The organism is Enterobacter cloacae complex sp. 418I7, assembly GCF_050030705.1.
GTDB lineage: Bacteria > Pseudomonadota > Gammaproteobacteria > Enterobacterales > Enterobacteriaceae > Enterobacter > Enterobacter intestinihominis.
Genome location: NZ_JBLGUU010000002.1, coordinates 79,153 through 100,744 on the forward strand (window position 1 = coordinate 79,153; position 21,592 = coordinate 100,744).

Consider the following 21,592-nt stretch of genomic DNA (forward strand, 5'->3'; position numbering starts at 1 on the left):
ATCGATAATTACTCACATCGAAAGCGAACACGCTAACGATACAAGAATTTTATTTTTACTCTTATTAAGGATTAATATCATGTCTAACGTTGCTATCTCTAAAAAATCCATCATCGACGCTGCTGTAGTTATCGCTAACGAATTACAAGTAGCTGCCAACAATGCTACTCAGACTTATAACAATCATTATCAGAATGGTACGCACACAAAAGCAGATAAAGCTAACATGCTTGCAGCGACTACTAAACTGGCTTATTTCACCAACAACGTTTTAAACGCTGTTAATGATGATAAACTGGTTGGCGTGTTTTACTACGCGATTAAAGCAAGTAAACAAGCGCCAGAAGTGTTTTTCCGCGAAGCTATGACAAATAGCTATTCTCTCGAAAAATTGGTTTATCTGGTTAAATCTATCAAGTCTGGTAAATGCGTTTATTCCGTCGCTGATATGTCCGGATCTCGCGTATTCGCATTAATCGAAATGATTAATGATGAATTAGAAACATTCACAAATGGCGCTGTTTTCGATTTGATGAATGAAGCGAAAAAAGAAAATGAAATTAAATTGGACGCTGGCTATACGCAAGCCAACCAGTTAATCAATCTTTGCGAGCGTCTTGGACTGGTGGAGAAGATCAAAGGAATGGGCGCAGCGAAAAACGGATCTCAGCAATATCGCTTTATCAAGAATGATTTTTATAACTATCTGGCTGATGCTTTCAAAGCGTAATTAGACGGATATAGCGCCCACTATGGCCGCTAGTTTTAAGGATAAAAATCATGATTAGTTATGACCAGATCCGCGCGGAATATCGCGCAAAATATCGCACTTATAAACTTGAATTAATCGACGACTTAAAAGCGCAACGTGACAAATTAAATTTTACGTTTTCTGATTTGCTTAACAGCAAAAGAGACTGTAAACGCAAACGTGAATATTTGCGCTTATCTGAAATGATCGGAAAACTGCAAAACAGCATTTAAGCAATAGCGCCCACCATGGGCGCTTTTTTCGTTTCAAGATCCGCACACCATAACGCGCCATTGTTGGCGCGTTTTTTATTGTCTGAAGTCAGCCAAAACAGACCAAAATAAGCGCCATAAACGCGCCAATTTAACGCGTTTTTATGTGTGGTGGTACATATCCATTACCCACAATAAAAAACACGTTATAGCACGTTTTACAGCATTTTAGCGCGTGGCTTATTTTGTCGTGTCGTGGGCGTGATCGTCTGGCGATATCTGGCGACGTGATCCGCGCTATCCTTCGGGACGTGTCGGCAATATTGGCGCTATCCGTGGGCGCTCGCGTATCATTAGCACGTTGGCGCGACGTGTACGCGCTTCCTGTGGTTTACCCACGGATTCACATAATCACATAGCGAAAGCTATCTGGATGGCTCAGGGGCTGAAACCCCACCAGCGCTACCCCAGCGACCCTGCGATATTTTCTCGCAGGATTCTGGGCTTCTCCCGCTCGGTTTTCTACATAAAGGCAAACCCAGCCGTTTCCCGAAAATTCCCTGGCCGTTTCCCTTCGGTTCCCCGGACAGCTCTCTGGCCGTTTCTGAATATCCCTGCGGCAGCTGGTGGACGAAAAGAGAGGGCCGTTTCCAGCCCCTCCCTCTTACTTGCCAGCCATGATGTGAATGCGGTTGTTTCCGTACACCTCTTTCACATAGTCTCCGCACGAGACACTCCACGAGTCGATTCCTGCTTCGTAGATGACGTTTTTGCACTTGATGGCATTGTTGGCGATACGCATCCCCTCCCCCACTGCTTCCTGTTCGCTGAAGTCGAACCCAGATTCTGTTTTAACCCATAGCGCGATCTGCGTGGCGAACTCGATGAGTTTTGACTGGCAGAAGCGACCGCTGCGTACCGGGAAGATGAATATGCCAAATCCCGAAGTGGAGACATACGCTTTCTCAAATACGCGCTTATGGCGACGGTTGCAGATTATGTCATTGGTGATCTGCTGTTTCTCTTTTCCGGACAGCTCGATGGTTACATTGTCACGCCAGGCGCCCAGCACGCTTTTCTCGTTATCAGAGAACGTCACAGAAATATGGCCATGCGCAGGGGTGTTAACGGTAGCGATAAAGTTCATGGTGATAATCCTTTAAACAACTTGTTTTCTTGTTGGTTTAATTATCGCTACGCGCATAAGGCGTCCAAGCGTTCTGTTCCGGCAGCTGGTGGCCGGCAGGGAGTCGGAGGGTTGTTCGGTAGCCTGGCGACAAGAGGTGGGTGTTTTTTGCCTGCGGGAAACAGGATGGTCATTTAAGGCCACCAGCATGGGGGCCTCGTTCTCTTAGTGGAGCAGACCGACGTCGATGGTATCGCCTGAGCCATCCACGCGGATCATCAGCATGGCGAAGGCATTTAATGGGTAGCCTGCGTGCCAGTCCGGGAAGCGGTCATCGCGCATGAAGTCGGCAATGTCATAAACGCTGTCCTCAAAGCGGAAGAAGCGGGCATCACATTGTTCGTCCTGTTCAATGTGATCCATTTCCAGCTGCTCTTCCGGCGACAGGTCGAGCCAGGATTCCAGCCATACGTTTTCAGCTTTAGGTGAGATAGTGAAATCGGTCATGTGCATATCCTCCATGCGTAAACATCTTGTTTTCTTGTTTGTTTAATTATCGCAGTGTGGATAAGGCAGAAAACATTTTGTTATCGGGGATAAGAAAATGGCGCGGGGTACGCGCCATTGGAGGGATTATTCAAACACGCTTTCGGGAATAAATTCGTCTACCATCGCGCTGGAAACGATACGCAGACCGTATTGACCCATCCAGGTGCTGTTAGAGTTCAAATCAGAGGTAAACAGCGTATCCACTCTGGTCATCAGCTTATCGAACATCGCCTTGTCTGCGGTGCGGAAATACGCTTCCAGCGTTAGCAGCAGCGGGTCGGTTGCGTTGCTGATGTTCTGATAACCTACGGTGTATACCGCACTTTCACCTTCTCCCTCGCGCACTAAGGTGCTGGTGTGAACCTCCGTTCCGGTAGTGTTGTCACGCAGAACGACGGTCAGTTTGGCAACTTTCTCGCCGAAGGTGGTTTCGGACGCATAATGTAAATCCATCACAAGATTTTCGCGTAAAACAGTCATCTTTATCTCCCTGTAGTTGACTAACCTATATTATTGTCATAGGTATGTACTTACAATACAAGAGGCTAAAAAAGCCCCGAAGGATGAACGGGGCTGTCGTAGGGTCGACTAATCGCTTTTGCACATGTCAGGCTGTCGCCAGAAGAGAAGCACGCTGGATTTCTTGCTGGGCGACTTTGTTCGCTTCCAGTAGCGCCATTTCCAGTTCTCCTTCCGGCCAGATAACTTGTTTTGCCATCCACCCTCTTCCACTCTGGCGACGCACACTCATTACGTAACGCGTGCGGGAACCATTGTCGAACGAGACCAGCGTCTCTTTGAACAGGCGAATGGCAGTGCCATTGGCGATGATATCGAGCAGGGTCAGTTGGCTCATTGCGGTTGGTTTTTCTTTACGTGGCTGGCCCGCACTCAGTTTGGTGATCATCGCGTTTTTCATAATTCACTCCGTAAACAACTTGTTTTCTTATTTGTGTAAATAATACCAGCGAGAAAACGGCTACAAAGCATAGCGTTACGGCGCTGCGCTGCCCCGGAGGTTGCAAACAGCAAAAAGCCACCGTGCTGGTGGCCTCACTCTTAATCTTCGTCGTCCGGGAACTCAATGTGTACCGCGTCCACCAGCTCCCGCTGTTCATCTTCACTGAGCAGGTGCCAGATATCCTTCCCTTTGGGCGATTCCCCTTCTGCCGGGACGAACGACCATAGCTTGCGGTGCAGTTCCGGCCCTACAGCATCCAGACATTCGGCCAGCGAATCCACACTCCATACCTCCACCAGCACAGGCATCTTAATTTCATTCCCCGGGCAATCGTCAGAGGCGCAAACTGTAGCGCCTTCATACTCGCGGCCACAGTGCTGGCAAATGAAAATGGTCATGCGCTTATCTCCGTTAAATAAACATGTTGTTTTCTTGTTGTTGTTATTATCGCAATAAGAAAGCGGGGAAAAAGTATTCATTAAAGGCTGATGTGTTTGTGTCGATTTATTGCTATGTATGTATCTGGCTAACTCAGAGGGAATGTGATGAGCACTAACAACTACACAGACGGTTACTTCAGCATCGACGTCGAGAGAGGCGAACTGCTACATGGCGGTATCTCTGTCGGACGCATCATTTTGACCAACGGTCAGATTTATACAGAGCTGGACGACACCAGTTCAGACGCACCTGTCGTCTCCGGCCCCTTCGGGACAAGAGAAGAGGCGCTCGATGATTTGTGGGACAACAGGGACGATGCGAATCAGGGCAGTGAGATTTTCGAATAAGCGTCATCGGCGATTTCGCCACCAAAACCCGTAACCCTTTACACTAGATCTGGCTTCCCGACATGAGCGTGCGAAGCTGATCTGGTCTCAACGCTTAACTGCGGGATTCACCATTTCCCGCACTCTTCAGGTGAATGAGGAATAAGGCATACTCCCGCAGTCGTCCCTCTCTCTGTACCGGGATGTACCCGTTCCCCGACCGGCAGCCAGCCTTTTCCCGGTTCGTATAGCGGGATTCCCACCGTTTCCCTGAAAACCTCCAGCCTTTTCCCTGCGGCGACGCTCCCGTTCCTGAAAAGGGACATGACCTTTTCCCTGGATGGCCCGAAGGCTGACCGAAGGGGTGAAAATGGACGTCACGGGGGATGAAAACTATGGCTTGAATTTCTACGGAGGAAGTAGCGATCCCCCTCTTCCCCTTCCCACTTATACCTACCTCTAATTCTCCCTCTTATGGGGGCGTATACCTCCCCCCTGATAACGCTCTATACGGCGAGTATTTCTTTGGGTGAAACGGGAGGTTTGTTCTCTCTACCGGCGTATGTGGTTTCGTTCTTCTTGAGGTGGCTCTTCTCTGTGTTTTCGTCTGGGTCGTTCTCGTCGTTTTGGTGAGTGTTCTTCTCCGTGTATGGAGTAATGGCAGGTGCGCTTTTCTCTTCGTTTACGTGAAATGATGGAAGTGTGGGTAATGGCAGTAGGGCGCTTTTGTTGTTCTCCGCATATGAAGTAATGGCGTTCCCTGCTATTCAGGAATTTGCGTAATCTTTCGGGGTAATAGTGGGTAAGCGAGATTGCGACGGTTCTGTTCTGGTCTTGGTTTGTCCGGGGTTTCGTTCTGGCTGTTCTTCTCCGTGTATTGGGTAATGGCGTCTCGGGGTTTGCGTGCGCGAGCTGCGTTCTCGATTGCCTGGGAAGATTAGGTGGGTGGTCTGTAGCCTGGGGCAAAGAGGTGGGTCTTTCCGGTAGCCTGACAGGAAGAGGTGGGTGTTTCCGGGATTTTGGGTAATGGCGTCTCTGGGTTTCCTGTGGGTGTGGTTAACTTGTTTTCCTGTACCTGAAAACAACTTGTTTAGATATCCAATACAACGCAACGGGAGCGCTTCTGAGCATGTCTATTTTTGGGTGGTATCACGAGTCGTTTTTGACGTTTTGGTCGCAGGGAGATGGGTTCTGGTGCGCAGGATTTTGGGTATAAGAGATGGCGTGCGAAAACGTCAACTTTTTAGACCAAATCAGGGGAAATCGTTGACATTTCGTTGATGTGTTATTTATTTGTTTTCTTATGAGTGTAATTGACTTAAATGCCTTGTCACGCCTGGGCTGGGGTAGGTTGGAAGGGTGGGGAAAGTGGCGATCAACGGACTCTTATAGAAATCCTCAATTTGTGACCGCCAATGTCAATGGATTGATAGTCCTGGCTCAATGTCTAATAGACATTCCCATTGAAGTGTTTTTGGGTGGCGGATTCTTGTCGGGTCCAGTCAGGACGTGCATTCTGGTTTTGACAGTCGTAAAAGCGGAGGATATCCCGCATCTGAAAATCGATGTTGTCCTGTGGCGTAGCATTAACGAAGGTGTAATCGGAAGTCTTCCCACGAACGAGATTTTGCCGTCCAAGATGAATCAGTGCCCAGTTGTGGAATTGCTCGCGGCTTTCGACCTGTCCAAATGGCGTGAATCCCCAAGCGCTGAAAAATGCCTGCATGTATTCGTCAGATTTAGTGGTTGGGATTATCGCAAACAAGATCTGCTCTCCCACGCCTTCTAGGTAGGCTTTTCCAGACAATTGGGTCGCGGTTTTGCCTGAAAGAAGCTCTGCGTTGCAGAGCAGCATGGTATCGCGTCCTGCCGGTGGCGCTGTGCGTATCAATTCATCTGTGCTTTCAGCAGCCGCTGCGGAAAACGATATGCCCAACGCGAAAGCACAGGTCAAACGAAAATTCATTGACTCTCCTTGTTTACTTATCGGTGTTATTAACTTGTTTTCTTATATTCGCAAACAAAACCATAATCCGAACTCACCGGTGCTCAGTTCCGGTTGTGACCTATTGAGCGCGAAAGCAGGATACTTTTCCAATGTTTTTCACGCCTGTTGATTTCGTGTTTGTCGCTGTTGTTGTCCATGATCTCCAGAATGGAAAACGTGACGTTTTTGAGCCGTTCCTCGTCGCAGGTACCGAACGCTTCAATCAGTCCGGCGTTCCCACCGTGTCCCGTCGTAAAGTAGGTCTTCCATCTTCCCCATATTCCGTCTTTGCCGTTAGCCTGGCCAACATACAGCTTCTCTCCATCGACATCGGTTAGCAGGTAAATGCCTTTGACAATACTCAGCGCTGTTTTCCACGATTTTAGCTCCTGCCGGATGATGGCTCCCAGACTGACTCTATCCAGTACCACGTTTTTGTAGCCGGGAAACTCACCAAACGAGAGACAAACAGGGGAGATCTCGACGATTTGCATCGTCCCAGCTAGCGTCTCACCTTTCAGGATAAAGTTGCGAGGACGAGCCGTGCGAACGTACATACGCCCACGATATTCATCCAGTTCAGTAACAGGGGTCAGTTGATAGAGATTGTATGTTTCATTCCGACCTGGGACATAATGAGATGCCGTCAGACTACACCCCTTCTTGATATAGGTCCCGGCATAGAGAAATCGTTCCTTATCTTCAGTCTGAATGAGTGAGACAACATAAGTTCTATCAAAGCTTTTATGCTTCTGTAGACATTGCCAACTATCAAACGTCTTGTTTACGAACTCCGTTATCGGGTTTTCTTTATACTCGTTGGTGCTAGCTAAATGAATTTTGCAGTTCTGTGGGGTCAGCGGCGGGTATCGCGACTGAAGGTACTGGAATAGTTCCATGCATAAAGTGTCCCTGATTAGATCGACTCTGCCGTCTTGTATCTCACACAGAGAGCCGATCTGTCCACTCGGAACAAGCAATTACCAGTCCCATGCAGGCAGCCCATCCACCAGCTCGGCGTCGCAATCGAATTGCACCGCGTCAAAGCCGGCATCCAGTATGGCCTGTATGTTGGAGATCGCCTCTTTCGAAATGCCGTATTCACTTAGCTCTTCTTTCCAGTCACTGCCACGCATTCCAGCACGAACAATCCAGCCGTACTGTGTACCGTGTACCCAATTCAACCCGCGATCGGTAAGTGGGTCGAAGCAGGCAATGGGTAGCCGCTCTGAATCCGCTGCCGTTACGTGGGCGGTGCTGATCACTGCCGTTTTGTAGACTTCCGTGAACTTCAACATACCAACTCCTTAAACAAATTGTTTTCTTATATTCGTTATTATCTCAGATAACAAAAGGCTGAAAACAAAATGTTTAAGGGGTAATTAGGTCAATTTAAAGTCATCTATGTCGTCCACGAACTCCATATGTCTGGCTTCAACACTAGACAGTCTGATCAGATATGCAAGCCCGTAACTAAGTGAAGTGGGTTGTTCCAGCACAAACTCGAACCCGTTCTCATGCGTTTTACCAAGCCAGAATCCACCGCCGTATTCTTTTTTACGTTGGAAGAAAACGAACTGTCCAGGTATTAAGTACTTGAGCACTTCTCCCCTGTAGACGATCACATATTTGGAATTTTCTCTGCCCATTTCACACACCCCAATACTGTATGTATAAACAGTAGTATTTTAGATGCAATGAATCAACTTTGATGGTTAATTAAATAACTAGGTGGTGAAAACAATTTGTTTCGGCACTTGAGATTTCGGTAATTGCACATACATGGAAAACGACAACGTTTGAGACCTGATTTGACCCATGTGAAAGGAGGAAACGATGAAGACCTATGATCGCAACCGTAACGCTATCACTGCCGGCAGCCGGGTGATGGTGGCAACGAATGGTGCAACGGGAGTCATCTGGGAAATCTGTGGAGAAGGCAAATCAGAAGAACAATTACGCCGCTCTGACTGCGTGTCTATCGAAGGTGTGGAAGGTCTGTTCTGCCCAATGGATTTAGTTCGCCTGGGGTTCCATTGATTTCACCATCAATAAAACAAATTGTTTAAGGCCACAATTAGTGGCCTTATCTGTCTTATGGCACAGCGGTAATCAGATCGCAAATGCCTGTTTTAGTTAAATCACTATTCAGCTGCTGAAAATTGGCATTCAACATCGCGGTGTGTATGCGATTCTCAAGCTCAAAGAAAAGGTCGATCTTGCCCTCTTTTGCTGCGTGCTTCTTCCAGACATTTACCTGGTCGTCAGCAATGCGACTGGCGCAGGTGAACAAAAACGAACTCCCTCTGGGAAGAGATGTCGTACTGTAGTACTCACCATTGACCTCAATATACTTAGCCCGGAATGATTCCAGAGTTAGCTCATTACCTTTCTTGGCCGGCTTTGCGTCTGCCTTGCTTGTCTTTTCCTGAACTTCAGGCTGTTTCTGCGTCGGCTTCGGTGTCTCATTGACCGCTGCTGTAGCGGCCGGAACACCTAAGCCATTGAGACCATTAATTTGGATAAGATAAGCCAGCTCCAGAGCCTTATCATCAGTGAGTTTTCCACGCATATTTACCCACTGTCGTTGAACCGTCTTTAGGGTATCTGCATTTTCTGGGTTAGCCTTGAGCGCGCTGGAATAGGTTGCGCTAAGTTGTTCGTCTAATTTTGACAGGCGTTCGTTGTCACAGATTTTGTGTTCGATTTCTGTCGAAGCCTTTTGGCAGTCAAAGCTGGCTGCAAATGAGACCGGCGATGCCACCAACAATGATGCCAGTAGGATATTTTTCATATTCACTCCATAAATACAAAAGCGCCTGACTATATCACTTAACCAACTGCTTCTCTCGACTGATCGTCAACCACTTTCAGTCCATCACGTACCGCTCTGACATACGCTCAAGGTATTGGTATGCTGGATTTGGCACCGTTGGCCAGCCTGCATACCACGGTTCATCGCCAAACAAACTCAGCAGTTCGTTACCTACTCCGAAACAGCAGCAACTCTCTTTTACGTCATCAGCGTTTTCAGCTTCGTCCCACATATTTCTGGCCGTTTCTGCGTCGATTTCCCTCTCTCTGCGCAACTTTATGATTTCGGACTTTACGAAAATCAGATTTGCGTCGTTGTCATCGCCGACCGTACTTCGCAGTTGAGGGGCGAGGCAGCCAATCAAGTAATCATCACTCACTCGCTTAATAAATGTCTGAACATCATCACCGCCCATCGCAAACCAGGCGGCAGTCCACGCTTTCCCATAGCAGGTTATGGTGACTCTTCCCTTACCCGGCTCGTAGTTTTCAATCATTACGCGTACCGGGTCGAGACGTTCCAGATCCGTCAGCACAAAGGAAAGAACATCTAATTTCTCGACCTTCATGCAGCCTCCCACGCGCTCCAGATCTAACGGAGTGCCGGCAGCCAGAGCCTCTTTTGCTGTGTCCATTGCGTCCATGAACCGGGCAAACTCATTGGCGCGTTTCTCAAGGTCTCTCCACTGCTGGCTCCAACGGCGTGCCAGATGGTCGATAAAAACCTGCGCCGATTCATCAAAGTTACCTTCGAACGTCACAAGCTCCTTGTCGATTTTGATGGTTCCGGCAGGCGCTCCTGCGTTCCCCTGTAGCACTAAATTAAATGGCAGCTTCGCCTGCTCAACGCTGGCGAATGTAATTCTCGATTTTTCGCTCATGTGTTTACCTCTGATAAAGTGGCTCTATTCTTACATAAACTAGGTAAGTATTTACCTATCATTTTACACGTTTGAAAACGTATACGCTGACAGTGATTCCGGTGTCTTCAAACTCGTCAGTAAACGACTTCCCTTTGGCATAAACGTAATTATCCAGCGACATCCAGTTCAGAACTGGCGCATCACCCGGCAGTACAGCCACCAGTCGCCCGCCGACTTTAAGATGCTCCAGCGCGGCCAGCGTATGCTCTCTGTGACGGCCAAGAGAGTAGGGCGGGTTCATGACGATTTTGTCGAACTGATAACCTGCGTTGTCCTCAGACCACTTCATGAAGTCGCAGCAGACCGTATTTGTGTACCCCTTGCCAAGCAGGATATCAGCGAAGAGAGGTGCGACTTCTATGCAGGTAACGTCTTCCGGATTGGCGTCGATGCAGGCCAGCAGATCTCCGCGCCCGGCTTCAGGCTCCAGCAGCTTCTCACCTGGCTTCAGCTCAATGGCTCTGGCAACGTACTCCGCTATCAGACGTGGGGTAGGGTAGAACTGGTGTGATTTTGTATCCGGTATTAAGCCGGTGGCCACAATCGTATTGAGCGTATGGCCGATCTCATACGGGAACTGCCAGTGCTTTTTCTCCTGTACGCCGCCAATGAAGTTCAGTGTGCGCTCAAGCTCTTCCACCTGCGACTTCTGGAGGTTGGAATCAGAAAAGTACCAGACGCCTTTGTCTTTGCTGAATCGCCCGTCGCGCAGCGCGGTACGAACCGGCTCGGAGATCGTCTTCTGGATTAACCCGAACTCTTTTGGTGCCCGTGTTTTGGGTGCAGTACGGCATGGCGCCGGGATTGCTGCAGGCATACTGTAAGCCAGCACCTCATTCAGCTTCCAGGCCACGTCAGGATGTATTTCAAAGTGAACGTTGCCGTTCTTGAACATCTTCACGCGCATCAGGTTTCCGTCGACATTCATCCAGTCACCGGTCTGGCAGTCGTTTGCCCGGTACGCAGCTGATAGCATCTCAGTTGTGCGGTTGATGGTGATGAACTCTTTGTGTGCGAAGAAATGAAGCATGACGCGCAGGTCGTCGATGTAGTCCTCTTTCCGGTAGTTCACGCTGACGCTGTCCCGCCAGAACTCGGAAATGCAGTTGGCGATGATCAGACGCTCGCTAAAGCCGTTCGTCTTATTGGTCTTGTGGGCAGGACTCAGCGCTTTAAACAAGCCATACACGCGCTCAGAGAGATATTTGTGCCTGTCATTCAGCAGATTGAGCATCGTTGGGATGACCGTTTCTGCTTTGAACTCCGGCACACCAACGAACTCCTTAACCTTCATCTGGTAGCCGGTTCTGTCAGTCCTGATGGTCTCCTGCTTGCCCTCGATAAACTGCTCACGCCACTCGTCGCGGCGGGAAGCTGGCATGATCAGCAGAACGTTTGTCATATCCGTGACCTTCTTCCAGTACTCGGCCCAGATATTCTGTTTCACCCATTCAAGGTCGACCTTGTCCAGCCAGGCTCTGTTAAAGCGTGTGCGCTCGTCATCCGGCCGGTGGTTGAGTCGCAGCAGGCGGTTAATCATGTTGTGGCGTTCGTCGCCATAAACGAAGTCGTGAACCTGATGCATAAATGCGATCTCTTTCTCGCACTCGGCCACAATTTCGTGGATGACGTTCATTTCCTGCCGGTAGTCGATATCAGTGTTTGGGGTGATAGCGTCAATGATGGAAAGGGCTGTATTCATGATTGCACCATTAAACAAATTGTTTTCTTGTTGGTGTTATTTTCCCAAAGTTGAAAAGGCGTAAAAGCAGCATTCACAGGCGTTGCAGCTGATTTAAGGCGTAAAAAAGGGGGCTTTCGCCCCCTGTCGGCAGGTGAGAAATTAGTGGTGTACGTGCTGCGTTTTGTGCGGCTGTTTGTTCAGGTCGTGGCGATGGGTCAGCTCGCGCATCATGTCTTCAAGACGGCTCTTGGTGTCGTCAAGCTGGTCGGCCATTGTCCCCAGCAGCTGGCGAACGGCCATCGGATCGTCGCTGTTCAGATCAGGCATTTTGAACCCAGCCTGGGAAGACATCAGTTTGAAGGCGGCCAGCAACATCGCCAGAGAAGACTTCAGTCCGGCGATTTCGCGATCTTTGCTGGCGTTGGTTTCATCTGCCTTGACTGAATCCGGTGAGCACTTCGGCTTGCTTACCATTTCCAGAGTTGCCTGAAGTTTGTCGGCGCGTTCTTTCTCTTCCAGATACGCTTCGCCGAAATGACGCGCCAGCATCACAATTTCAATCGGATCATCAATCATGCTTGAGAACTTGAGAACGCTGAAAAGGCGGTCGATAGGGGAGGCGTCGTCTTCGTGACCAACCACAAGACCCATGATCTCAACCAGTTCGGCCGCACCAACTTTTTTAATCACGCTTTCAACTTTGGCATTAGTTTTTTTGCATTTTTCGCACATGTGTTTTTTCCTTATGTTTTTAAACAAGTTGTTTTCTCGATGGCGTTATCGTGGCGTGACTGAAAAGGTGGGCAAACGCTACGTAAAGGCGGACGCCCACACTGACGGTTAATGAAGACGTTTGGATTCCTTCATTTCACGTTCGACATGCTCACGACACGGCTCATACTCAATGGCGCTGGCGGTAATTTTCCCGGCAGCAATTAGCTTCACGGCAGCAAAGCAAAGTCCTTTAAAAGTGAACTTGGCCTGGTTGCGTCCGTTTCCGATGACAACGTTTTTGCCATATCCGCGGTCAATGAAGATCTTGAGGAACTGGCGGTTAACAGTGGTGTATTTGCGCTTAACGTACACATCACCCAGCGAGTCCATCAGCGCACCCAGAACAGCCCCGGACGTTCTGAGAATGCGACCAGCTTCATTCAGCCCATAAAGCTCATCAGCAGTGCCGCAAATGGTGTCCATGAGAATGGCTTTTGGCCTTGCCACCGACAGCTTGCGCTCAAGATCAGCACGCTGTTCTTCAAGATCGGCTGCCAGTCGAAGTGCTTCTGAAAAGGTTTCCGGGATGCTGGGGTAGGCACCGTAAAGCGCCCCGCTTGAAACACTCATTTCCAGCTCATGCCAGCGCTCAATGACAGCAGCGCGGTACTTCAACGAGTAGCCGGTAATGAGAACATCGGTATGCTTTCGGTCGAGCATGTACTCGCCTTCCATTCCCCGGTAATCGATGTTGACAACAATGCCTTCAACAATTGTAAGTAACTGATTTTTCTCATAACGCAATTTTGCGTTATGGTAATCGTCGGCATACAGCTCATTCAGCACGCTACGGATGTCGCGAAGAATGTCGCTGTGTCGTTTACCGGTCAGCTTTGAGATTTCTTTTGAGGACATCAATGGTCTGTCCGGGAGCACACCGGGAATCGATAAAGTAGTCATCTCAAACATACATTCTCCATTCAGTGTAAAAAGGGCCGTCAGTGGCCCTTGTTGTTAACTCTCATTGGTTAATTGGCTAAACAATTTGTTTTAACAGTGCCGAAAATGGATTCGGCATCAAAAGAACCCGAGAATGCTGCCCACCGGAACAACGAAAATTCCCACGACACGCGCAAGTGTCATTCCGGCATCAAACTGAAGATCGCCACCGTTCACGAGTTTCACCAGATTCATGATCCAGCCACCAAGCAGAAAAATGGCGAGGCCAACAATCATCGCGGTGACTTTCTGGAAGCTCCATTTCATGCAATAGCCTCAGTCACAGTAGAAGGAAGATCCGGAGTTGCAGGTCGAGCTGGAATCGTGTCCAGCAGCATCCCATCCAGAGAGACAGGAGGTCGTTCTGGCAGGGGTGTCGTCTGCAAGGTTGTGGTGGAAGTAGTTGTGTCCGGTATCAACAGACTCTGACCGGCTGGCACGGCTACCGCTGCCAGGGTTGCTAAAATTACTCCGTAGGCCATTGGCTTCAGTCGATTTCGTTGAAAATTTTCCATGGGAACTGTCCTTGTGTGCCTGGGATTCACGCAACACACGAGAGGCGACGGAATCACGCACCTTCCCCATGCCTACTGTCGCACCCAGATTTGCTATGGCGGTAGCTTGCGCATCAATGCGCTTCTCCAGCTCAAACACTCGTTCTTCCAGTTCCGCAAGGCGTGCAGAAACACGACCGCTAAACAGCTCGGCCAGAACCAGGCGAATTGAACGGGGACGTTTATTGAAAGAAGTGAAAGGCGTTTGACGTGCCATTTGGATTCCATTCTGTGTCAGAAAGAGTTGCGGCTGGCTTGGCCAGCCGCCTTTTGGCGTTCCATCCTGGAACAGTACCTAACCGGTACTTCGTCATCCTGACGAACGGTAAGATACCTGATTTAAAATGATAGGTAAATACTTACTTATCATTTTGTGACAAAAATCCAATGTCACGCTTGTGAGGCATATCAGCTGCGGAGTAGGCGGCGATCTTCGCCAGGCGGTCACACATTTCGTTCTCGCGATGACCGGCATGACCTTTAACCCACTTCCAGCGGACATTGTGACGGCTGGCGGCCGAATCGAGACGTTTCCAGAGATCGACGTTTTTGACTGGCTTCTTCTCAGACGTGATCCATCCGTTACGCTTCCAGCCTTTCATCCAGAGCGTCATGCCGTTTTTTAAATACTGGCTGTCGGAATGCAGGATCACGTTGCAGGGGTACTTCAGACGCTCCAGCGCAATCAGGGCGCCCATCATCTCCATCCGATTGTTGGTCGTGCTGTGGAAGCCCTCAGAAAGCTCGCGCTCTTCGCCTCGATACTGGAGAACGATGCCGTAACCGCCCGGCCCGCCCGGATTTTTGAGGCAAGAGCCATCACTGAATACTTTTACGGTTTTGAGCTGGGGATTGAACTCGACTACGGGGGTTTTGAAGTTGGTACGGGATTGCTGGTGGGTTTGGTATCTGGCTTTGGACTTCGTGCGGCAGCCAGTATGTTGCCGGGCTGGGGTCTTGGTCGTCATTTTGGCTCCAGAATCGCGCGCCGCGACGATTTTTTTTCCCTCGCGCGTGTGCGCACGCGTGCGTGTAAATATTAAAAATTTTTAGAAAAGAAAAACTTACTTCCCAGAACAGGTTTTATTAAAACCTGAACTGAACGAACGAAGTGAGTGAAGTTCACCTCGAACGAAGTGAGAGGTTGTCTTTTCAGGTAATACTCTCCCAGGGAGGTGAGTACAAAATTTCCTCACCAACCTGGTCGTTACATAACCTGAAAAGTTATGACCTAAGTCTACTGCCAGCTTAGGCTTGGGAAGTTATGGATGACAGCACCCCAGAACCGAGATCTTCCCACACTTTATGAAGGGGAGTACTGGATTCAACCTCTCGAAACACTCCAGACTCGACAATCATAAAGTGACCCTTCTCTCTGCTCACTTTGGTTCCCCCTTCCCCAACCCCTAAACGGTGCCGGTTCTACGCTGGTAGTGAGCTTTTTTAAACCTGACGCCAGTGACGCTATCCCCCACCCATCAGGTCGAGCTGCCGGAATCAATCCGGAAAGCGGGTAGATTTTATCACTGGCGATCTGCGTTTTAAATGGTAAGTACTTACCGATTATTTCGATTGATTATTTTCTCGCCCATGAAGCTGGACGTTCAGGGCAAACACCTCATTGATGAGTTCCCCTAACAGCTGCTCCACCAGCTCTTTGTGCTCGCCTGAATGAAGACATTTGAGCGACCATTCGTAGAGACTGAAAGCCTTATCGCGATCTTTCATCATGTCGCGCACTTTGGCCAGAAAATCGCTCTCAACGAGCGCTACGACGTTCGTCGGGTATACCATGATAGTTTTCCTTACTGTGGTTCATAAAATCGATTCTAGAGCGTCTGAAGAGGGGTTCCAGTGGGTTCTGGAGGTGTAAAACGGTCTGGGAGTTGTTTGGAAATCACGTCTTAAAAAGCCTGCGTCTGTATATATTAATAATTAGTACTTAGTTATTTATATATACAGACGCAGGTTCTCAAACTAACTCCCAGACTGGTGTTTACGCTGCCTTTTTACGTGGTCTCTTCTTCCTGACAACATTGGCAGGATCATAACCACCCAGCTTTTTCATCACCGCCAGCGGTATCTTGTTGATGGTGTGCCCAGCTTCCTGACAGTAGCCACGGAAGATAAGCAACATGCTGCCACCAGGGTTGATGTTCACCTCCACCAGCCCAAGTTCAACATCTGGCTCAACGAACGCCACGCGGCCGCCAGACAAGATGACGGTTTCGTTGGCGCATTCAGCCGCACGCTCGTACCACTGCGTATCGAGGGATTGTGGTATCAACATGACCGTCGTCACTCCACGCGCCTGCTCGCGGATGGCTGCGTCTATCCAGGGGGTGATTTTGGAGTAGGGCGGGTTAAGGAACGCCACAGTGCCAGGTTCTCCCCAGCTGCACTTGAGCGCATCACGCTCAACACCGATAAAGTTCGGCAGGAGAGCGTTATCTTTGTTGCAGGCGACGTCCACATCGAACTTTACGCCTATGTAACGTTGGATGGCGACAAACAACCACTGCGGTGTGCGCCAAAGGTCGCGAAGAGAGGCATCACGCTCTCGCTTTTTGATTTTTTCGGCTGCGATCATTACTTTGCTTTAATAGGTAAACACTTACCTATTTTTTCATTTAATCCAACGGATAGCAAACAAAGAAGAACGCGCCAGATTCGCAAACGGGAAGCTCTCTGGCGCGTTTTATCGATGCTGGGTATGCAATTAGCTTACCCAGCGTCCTAAAGCTGTCAGGGGGCTTTAGATCGGGTAGGGGAACATCATCCAATGGAATACTCCGCTATGAATTTTTTGACGATCGGCGACTCTTTATTAAGGGTTAGATTTCCACCTTCCCTGGTGGCAATGCCAGTAGTTGGAAACACAGCCATCATCTGGCCAGCCTGAGTCGAAGCGGTGTTGAGCGGATATGGTTTCTCCGGGTTGCTCATTAGCGCCAGTTTAATGCTATTGCTGGTCGCCGTGTTCGCGTCAAGGATATGGCGCATTGCGATTACCGTGTAGACGCTGATTTCCGGCCCACCACTAAACCAGTTCAAAAGGTTTAAGATCTTGTCTTTCGCTTTGACTGGCGCCCCTTCGAATGCGGCAGTAAAGCTCTCACTTTCCAGACCGGCTGTCGCATAGAACGATTCGTCCTTACCTTCCAGCGTGAAGCGAGGTTTGGCCGGGGTACGCTCTGATTTTGCCTTCTGGCGTTTTGGCTGCTCTTCTTCAGGTTTAGGCTCTGACGCCACTGAAGGTAAAGGGGTTGGATCTGTACCGGTAGTCTCAGTACTTCGAGCGTCAAGTTCAGGCGCTGGCTCGTTCACTATCTCCGCAACAAGGTCACGCTCTGGTTCCTCGACCTTCACCGATTCGTGCTCAATCTCAAGCTCTTCCAGAACGCTACTCAGATCGCCGGTAGAGCTGGCATTCATGACTTCATCCGCCACCGCCTCGACTGGTTTTGCGATTGCGTCATCCAGACCAGAGAGAAGATCGTCGATCTCGTCGACACCGCTCATTTTCGCAGCTTTCTGCACTGGTTCGTCGAGAGATTGCAACATTGCAGTCAGTTCGTCCAGGTCATCGTTTTTAACAGTGTTTGTAACTGCGCTCATTTTTAACTCCTTATGTTTTCGTTGGTGCGTTTCCGCGTTTTGGTTGAGCGTATTCTGGCAAAACCTATCAGGCGGAAAAGTCATAATTACAGGCAGTTAGAAGAACTGAAGGCAAAGAAAAAGCGCCATCAGGCGCTTTCGAATGGGAGTTTGAAGAAGCCGTATTTCTCTCGGGCTTTGAAGAAACACTGCATCATCAGGTCAGTATCGTAGAGAGCGCTGTGGGCCTTCTCACGGTCGTAAGTGAACCCAAGTGAGAACGCCAGCTCTTCCAGGCGTGGGCGCTTCCCATCCTCGGTAGCCCACAAGCCATCCAGCATGGAGTCAACCAGAGGGATATCTGGCAATTTCACCCCATAGCTACCGAACTCGTGGCGAATGAACGGAAGGTCAAAAGCCTCTCCGTTATGGGCAACTAACGCGCTACATGCACCCATATATGCAGCAATCTTGCCTGCGTGATCAGCCAGTAGCGGTTCTGCTGCCAGATCTTCCAGCGAAATACCATGTACTGCCTGCGCCTTCGGATCGATACTGCGACGCGGGTTGAAGCGCATCTCAAGGCTGTCGATGTGCTTCTGGGTTTCCAGTTCATAACGGGTTATCGCGATTTCGATAATTTTGTGGCCGGATGTGAAGTCCAGCCCTGTGGACTCAATATCGACGCCACCGACAATCGTGGTCATTCGTACTCCTTACAGCTTCTTCGCGCCTTTCAGCAGTGCGCCACGCACAAACTGAGCAGCCTTTTTCAGTGCGTCCTCGCCACTTTCGCAGACGACCGGCTCGCGCCATTCGCCCGTTGATGTGTTGAGGATCTGGATTTGGTTGGTCTCCAGGCAAACGGACACGTACAGAACCGTACCGCCTGAGAGTTTGAGGTGCATAGGAAACAGAGGGCGCTTGGTGCCGCCATTGAACTGCGACATCGCCACATTGATGGCTTCGCCAACCTCTTCCCCAACAAGCCCTTGAACGGACTCAAACACTGCGCGGATAGCCAGACGTGCTTCACGTTCACTCATCAAAGAGCGGGATTGTTCGTCAGCAATGCGGATCAGTGCTTCAATCGCTTTACGATCTAATTCATCCGAGAGGGGAAGTTCGTCTATCATTCTGTTTTTCCTCGATTCATTTCGTGTGTCTTATTGTTACACTGCCCAACAGGGGAGCAACATTCAGTGGAAGGTCACTCGTCCTGTTATACGGCGCTCAATGTTTTCAGCGGCTCTGTCCAGCACTCGCAATACCGATCTGGCTCGCGCTTCAACCGTGCGACACTTTTCAGAGATAACGAACACCTGCAGATCGCCGGTTTGGGGAAGGGTGTTGATTTTCGTCAGCTCACCGCACATAAGTGCATCGATGCGAGCAACATAGAGACGGTCAAGCGATCCTCGCTGGGGACGCGCGAGATCTTTGCTGGAAAGCTCAACGCCCGGGCGAAGACCCGCGATAGCATTGAAGTTGGAAATGGCCGCTTTGTGGCAAAACTGCTCAATATCGAGAGCAAGCTCGATGCAACGGTCTTCGTTGGTCTGGCCGACCAGGTCAAGCGTATAAGCCATGACATCGGCTGGCGTGCGGTCGATGACAAAACCTTCAACGCCGCGGGTGATCATCTCGATGTGTCTGGCAATCTCCATCTGAACCTGAAGACGTTCGTAAAGAGGCAAACGCTCGCCAACCTTCACCCCCAGACTGCTCATCAGCTTGCCAACACCGGCATCCACATACGGAATGCCATAATGCGCATCGATGTATTTTGCCAGGGTTGTTTTTCCACTGCCCTGTGCGCCAGTGATTCCAATCCGGTAATCCATTACGACCTTCTGTATACGATCTGCAAAAAGCCAGACTCATCCTCATTTGCACGTTGGGTATAAGCCGTTTCGACTGGTACGAACCCTAAAGAACGCATCATTGGCGCCGGGAAGAACGCATCCGCGCCCGGCACATCCACGCCAATATGCGACAGCCAGATCTCTTCTACGTGTGGCATAAAGAGCGAGTAAATCTGCCCGCCACCAATCACCCATACCGGATCTGGCAGTCTCAAAACGTCATCGATGCCAGCGGGGTAGAACCCATTGGGGATATACCCACGAGAGCGCGTCAAAACGAGGTTATGGCGCTCTGGCAGCGGGCGCTTGAGACTTTCCATCGTCTTGCGTCCCATCACGACAGTGGCGTTTTTGGTGAGTTGTTTGAACAGTTTCAGATCGGTCGGGCAACGCCAGGGAAGTTCGTTGCCAATGCCGATTTCATAGTTGCGGCCGACAGCTGCAATCATCTTCATTGGCTTACCTCATAGATGGTTGGTCGCTGGTGAGAATCTGCCAGCGCAGAACGCAGACGCGGATCATGAACCAGTGCGGCGATAAGTAAGTCGCCTTTGTGCTCTGCCAGCGTGCGCTTGATATGGGTTTCAAAACTGACACCGCGCGGAACAAGGTGGAGCCAGTCATAATCAATGCCGAAGTCCTTCAGCCAGCGTTTGGTTGGGCCTTCGAGCGCTTCCGGACGACTACTGATAAGCACCACTTCAGCACCGGAGCGAGCAAAACCACGCAACATGCGGCTGGTGGGAAAGATGAGTTCATCACCGGCAATGAGAGCGCCTGCATCCGCATCAGACACTGCTTTGCGATGGCTGGCTCTCGCCAGCACACCTTCAATTTCACACAACACATACATCCCTCTGGCCATATCACACCGCCACTGGAACCTTGATCCACGGAAGAGGGCTGTAGCCGCACACCTGCACACCTTCCCATTTGAAGTCGTCCAGTTCGGCCCATTCATGCGGGAAGATGACAACCGGGTCGGACTCTTTGGGCGGCTCGCGCTTCATCAGTTCCTCAACGCCTTGCATGTGGTTGTCGTAGAGATGAACGTCAAAGCCAAAATGCACGAATGCGCCAGCCATGTGGCCGGTGATCTTCGCGAGGAAGTGGGTGAGAATGCCGTAACCGGCGATGTTGAACGGCATACCAACAAAGGTATCGACGCTGCGCTGCACCAGGCATGAGTTCAGAATGCGTTTCGGGATGCCCAGCTCGTCCAGCATGTTCTCAGTAATGCCGCCATCTCTTTCCAGAAGACACAGCATCTGGGTGTAAATGGACTCGTGGCCGTGGCGGTTGTGCTGAATGCCAATGTCGGTGGCCATCGTCAGTCGGGTCTCAAAGTCCAGCTCGCGACTCCACAGTGAAAACACGAAATGGCATGGCGGCAACTTCATATCTTCCAGTTCGCCAACATTCCAGGCATTCAGCAGGATGCGACGATCTGTCGGGTTGGTGCGAAGCGTGTGAACGATACGCTGTAGCTGGTCGATTTCACGGGACAACACAACGCGATCTTCACTTACGCCCAGATACCCCTCGACCTTGTACCCGCGCTCACGGAACGTGTCGATTTTGCTCAAATACTCGCTATGGCTCACGATGCGGGTATCTTCCCACCGACGCCATTGTTTGCCATAGACCGGGCCTAAATCGCCATTTTCATCAGCCCAGGCATCCCAGATTTTGACGCCATTGTCTTTCAGGAACTGGATGTTGCCCGTTCCTTTGAGATACCACTCCAGCTCAACCAGTAACGGCTTCAGGTTGACGGCTTTTCCGGAGATAAGTGGAACAGAGCCGCCCGTCAGCATGTAGTAGGAAGGGACATATGAAACGCTTTTTGTGCCGGTTCCGGTGCGATCACCCGCGTGAACGCCAGTGTTGAGTACCGTTTCAACCACTTTGGCATACGAACCACTGGCAAACTGACCGTTCGTAAAGTCTCGATTCAGTAGGATAGACAAAATCAACCTCACATAAGATAAGTAAGTACATACATATTATTTTATACAAGTTTATCTGTCAGAAGTGTGTAAGGCTAGGAGGGAAGTAAAAAAAATGGTGGCTCTTAGGCCACCATTGC

At 49.9% G+C, this 21,592-nt stretch carries 29 protein-coding genes and 1 pseudogene; 4 read left to right on the forward strand and 26 right to left on the reverse strand.

The window, feature by feature from the left end:
* Nucleotides 1-79 precede the first annotated feature (79 nt).
* Together ACQG0S_RS23110 and ACQG0S_RS23115 are read left to right on the forward strand one after the other, a co-directional pair.
* On the forward strand, nt 80-730 hold the full coding sequence (locus tag ACQG0S_RS23110; protein WP_057102236.1) for a hypothetical protein: 651 nt from the start codon (nt 80-82) through the stop codon (nt 728-730).
* A gap of 50 nt (nt 731-780) precedes the next feature.
* Nucleotides 781-984, forward strand: coding sequence for a hypothetical protein (locus ACQG0S_RS23115; protein ID WP_057102235.1), 204 nt, complete (start codon nt 781-783; stop codon nt 982-984).
* Nucleotides 985-1,627: 643 nt separating this feature from the next.
* On the opposite strand, the gene ACQG0S_RS23120 is transcribed toward ACQG0S_RS23115, so the two are convergent.
* From ACQG0S_RS23120 to ACQG0S_RS23140, 5 genes are all read right to left on the reverse strand, one after another.
* The gene (locus tag ACQG0S_RS23120) at nt 1,628-2,110 is read right to left on the reverse strand and encodes a hypothetical protein (protein WP_049002220.1); all 483 of its coding nucleotides are present in this window, start codon (nt 2,108-2,110) and stop codon (nt 1,628-1,630) included.
* Between the two features lie 204 nt (nt 2,111-2,314).
* Nucleotides 2,315-2,596 (reverse strand): hypothetical protein, encoded by a 282-nt coding sequence (locus ACQG0S_RS23125; RefSeq protein ID WP_039264869.1) that lies wholly within the window; start codon nt 2,594-2,596, stop codon nt 2,315-2,317.
* A gap of 126 nt (nt 2,597-2,722) precedes the next feature.
* Nucleotides 2,723-3,118 (reverse strand): hypothetical protein, encoded by a 396-nt coding sequence (locus ACQG0S_RS23130; RefSeq protein ID WP_049002219.1) that lies wholly within the window; start codon nt 3,116-3,118, stop codon nt 2,723-2,725.
* Between the two features lie 127 nt (nt 3,119-3,245).
* Nucleotides 3,246-3,557 (reverse strand): hypothetical protein, encoded by a 312-nt coding sequence (locus ACQG0S_RS23135; protein WP_016051706.1) that lies wholly within the window; start codon nt 3,555-3,557, stop codon nt 3,246-3,248.
* A gap of 140 nt (nt 3,558-3,697) precedes the next feature.
* On the reverse strand, nt 3,698-3,913 hold the full coding sequence (locus tag ACQG0S_RS23140; protein ID WP_161496784.1) for a hypothetical protein: 216 nt from the start codon (nt 3,911-3,913) through the stop codon (nt 3,698-3,700).
* 231 nt (nt 3,914-4,144) lie between these two features.
* On the opposite strand from ACQG0S_RS23140, the gene ACQG0S_RS23145 reads away from it, so the two are divergent.
* Entirely contained in the window at nt 4,145-4,387 is a 243-nt protein-coding gene (locus ACQG0S_RS23145) for a hypothetical protein (RefSeq protein ID WP_022649931.1), read from the forward strand.
* A 1,426-nt stretch (nt 4,388-5,813) separates the two neighbouring features.
* Here the strand turns inward: ACQG0S_RS23145 and ACQG0S_RS23150 are convergent.
* From ACQG0S_RS23150 to ACQG0S_RS23165, 4 genes are all read right to left on the reverse strand, one after another.
* Nucleotides 5,814-6,332, reverse strand: coding sequence for a hypothetical protein (locus ACQG0S_RS23150; RefSeq protein WP_022649930.1), 519 nt, complete (start codon nt 6,330-6,332; stop codon nt 5,814-5,816).
* 83 nt (nt 6,333-6,415) lie between these two features.
* The gene (locus tag ACQG0S_RS23155; protein WP_022649929.1) at nt 6,416-7,252 is read right to left on the reverse strand and encodes a GIY-YIG nuclease family protein; all 837 of its coding nucleotides are present in this window, start codon (nt 7,250-7,252) and stop codon (nt 6,416-6,418) included.
* A gap of 81 nt (nt 7,253-7,333) precedes the next feature.
* On the reverse strand, nt 7,334-7,651 hold the full coding sequence (locus ACQG0S_RS23160; protein ID WP_022649928.1) for a hypothetical protein: 318 nt from the start codon (nt 7,649-7,651) through the stop codon (nt 7,334-7,336).
* Between the two features lie 84 nt (nt 7,652-7,735).
* The gene (locus ACQG0S_RS23165; RefSeq protein ID WP_022649927.1) at nt 7,736-8,002 is read right to left on the reverse strand and encodes a hypothetical protein; all 267 of its coding nucleotides are present in this window, start codon (nt 8,000-8,002) and stop codon (nt 7,736-7,738) included.
* Between the two features lie 187 nt (nt 8,003-8,189).
* Here ACQG0S_RS23165 and ydfZ point away from each other — a divergent pair, with 187 nt between their 5' ends.
* Complete coding sequence (gene ydfZ, locus ACQG0S_RS23170) at nt 8,190-8,393, forward strand: putative selenium delivery protein YdfZ (protein WP_426750862.1); 204 nt, start codon at nt 8,190-8,192, stop codon at nt 8,391-8,393.
* A gap of 55 nt (nt 8,394-8,448) precedes the next feature.
* Here the strand turns inward: ydfZ and ACQG0S_RS23175 are convergent, their stop codons facing one another.
* The 17 genes and pseudogenes from ACQG0S_RS23175 to ACQG0S_RS23255 form a co-directional block, all read right to left on the reverse strand.
* A complete protein-coding gene (locus ACQG0S_RS23175; protein ID WP_022649925.1) occupies nt 8,449-9,147 on the reverse strand; it encodes a lysozyme inhibitor LprI family protein in 699 nt (232 codons plus the stop codon).
* 76 nt (nt 9,148-9,223) lie between these two features.
* The gene (locus ACQG0S_RS23180; protein ID WP_227880419.1) at nt 9,224-10,048 is read right to left on the reverse strand and encodes a hypothetical protein; all 825 of its coding nucleotides are present in this window, start codon (nt 10,046-10,048) and stop codon (nt 9,224-9,226) included.
* Between the two features lie 58 nt (nt 10,049-10,106).
* Nucleotides 10,107-11,792, reverse strand: coding sequence for a DUF4942 domain-containing protein (locus ACQG0S_RS23185; RefSeq protein ID WP_049002218.1), 1,686 nt, complete (start codon nt 11,790-11,792; stop codon nt 10,107-10,109).
* A 141-nt stretch (nt 11,793-11,933) separates the two neighbouring features.
* Nucleotides 11,934-12,506: a hypothetical protein gene (locus tag ACQG0S_RS23190; RefSeq protein WP_049002217.1), complete on the reverse strand. Its 573-nt coding sequence runs from the start codon at nt 12,504-12,506 to the stop codon at nt 11,934-11,936.
* A gap of 108 nt (nt 12,507-12,614) precedes the next feature.
* Nucleotides 12,615-13,457, reverse strand: coding sequence for a Rha family transcriptional regulator (locus ACQG0S_RS23195; RefSeq protein WP_049002216.1), 843 nt, complete (start codon nt 13,455-13,457; stop codon nt 12,615-12,617).
* 108 nt (nt 13,458-13,565) lie between these two features.
* A complete protein-coding gene (locus ACQG0S_RS23200) occupies nt 13,566-13,754 on the reverse strand; it encodes a hypothetical protein (protein WP_000872126.1) in 189 nt (62 codons plus the stop codon).
* 9 nt (nt 13,755-13,763) lie between these two features.
* Nucleotides 13,764-14,258: a hypothetical protein gene (locus ACQG0S_RS23205; protein WP_049002215.1), complete on the reverse strand. Its 495-nt coding sequence runs from the start codon at nt 14,256-14,258 to the stop codon at nt 13,764-13,766.
* 142 nt (nt 14,259-14,400) lie between these two features.
* Nucleotides 14,401-15,079, reverse strand: a pseudogene (rnhA, locus tag ACQG0S_RS23210) (ribonuclease HI).
* Nucleotides 15,080-15,604: 525 nt separating this feature from the next.
* Nucleotides 15,605-15,835, reverse strand: coding sequence for a hypothetical protein (locus ACQG0S_RS23215; protein WP_000262979.1), 231 nt, complete (start codon nt 15,833-15,835; stop codon nt 15,605-15,607).
* Nucleotides 15,836-16,037: 202 nt separating this feature from the next.
* Nucleotides 16,038-16,631, reverse strand: coding sequence for a phage N-6-adenine-methyltransferase (locus tag ACQG0S_RS23220; RefSeq protein WP_057102250.1), 594 nt, complete (start codon nt 16,629-16,631; stop codon nt 16,038-16,040).
* A gap of 185 nt (nt 16,632-16,816) precedes the next feature.
* Nucleotides 16,817-17,659 (reverse strand): hypothetical protein, encoded by an 843-nt coding sequence (locus tag ACQG0S_RS23225; protein ID WP_057102249.1) that lies wholly within the window; start codon nt 17,657-17,659, stop codon nt 16,817-16,819.
* Nucleotides 17,660-17,787: 128 nt separating this feature from the next.
* A complete protein-coding gene (locus ACQG0S_RS23230) occupies nt 17,788-18,345 on the reverse strand; it encodes a 3'-5' exonuclease (RefSeq protein ID WP_057102248.1) in 558 nt (185 codons plus the stop codon).
* Between the two features lie 9 nt (nt 18,346-18,354).
* Nucleotides 18,355-18,774 (reverse strand): hypothetical protein, encoded by a 420-nt coding sequence (locus ACQG0S_RS23235; protein WP_004109992.1) that lies wholly within the window; start codon nt 18,772-18,774, stop codon nt 18,355-18,357.
* A 63-nt stretch (nt 18,775-18,837) separates the two neighbouring features.
* Complete coding sequence (locus tag ACQG0S_RS23240) at nt 18,838-19,482, reverse strand: AAA family ATPase (RefSeq protein ID WP_004109994.1); 645 nt, start codon at nt 19,480-19,482, stop codon at nt 18,838-18,840.
* Nucleotides 19,482-19,952 (reverse strand): trimethoprim-resistant dihydrofolate reductase DfrA51, encoded by a 471-nt coding sequence (gene dfrA51, locus ACQG0S_RS23245; RefSeq protein ID WP_161805923.1) that lies wholly within the window; start codon nt 19,950-19,952, stop codon nt 19,482-19,484. The genes ACQG0S_RS23240 and dfrA51 overlap by 1 nt, the downstream gene beginning before the upstream one ends.
* A 2-nt stretch (nt 19,953-19,954) precedes the next feature.
* Entirely contained in the window at nt 19,955-20,350 is a 396-nt protein-coding gene (locus ACQG0S_RS23250) for a hypothetical protein (protein ID WP_160859100.1), read from the reverse strand.
* 19 nt (nt 20,351-20,369) lie between these two features.
* Nucleotides 20,370-21,473: a thymidylate synthase gene (locus tag ACQG0S_RS23255; RefSeq protein ID WP_057102247.1), complete on the reverse strand. Its 1,104-nt coding sequence runs from the start codon at nt 21,471-21,473 to the stop codon at nt 20,370-20,372.
* Between the last annotated feature and the right edge of the window lie 119 nt (nt 21,474-21,592).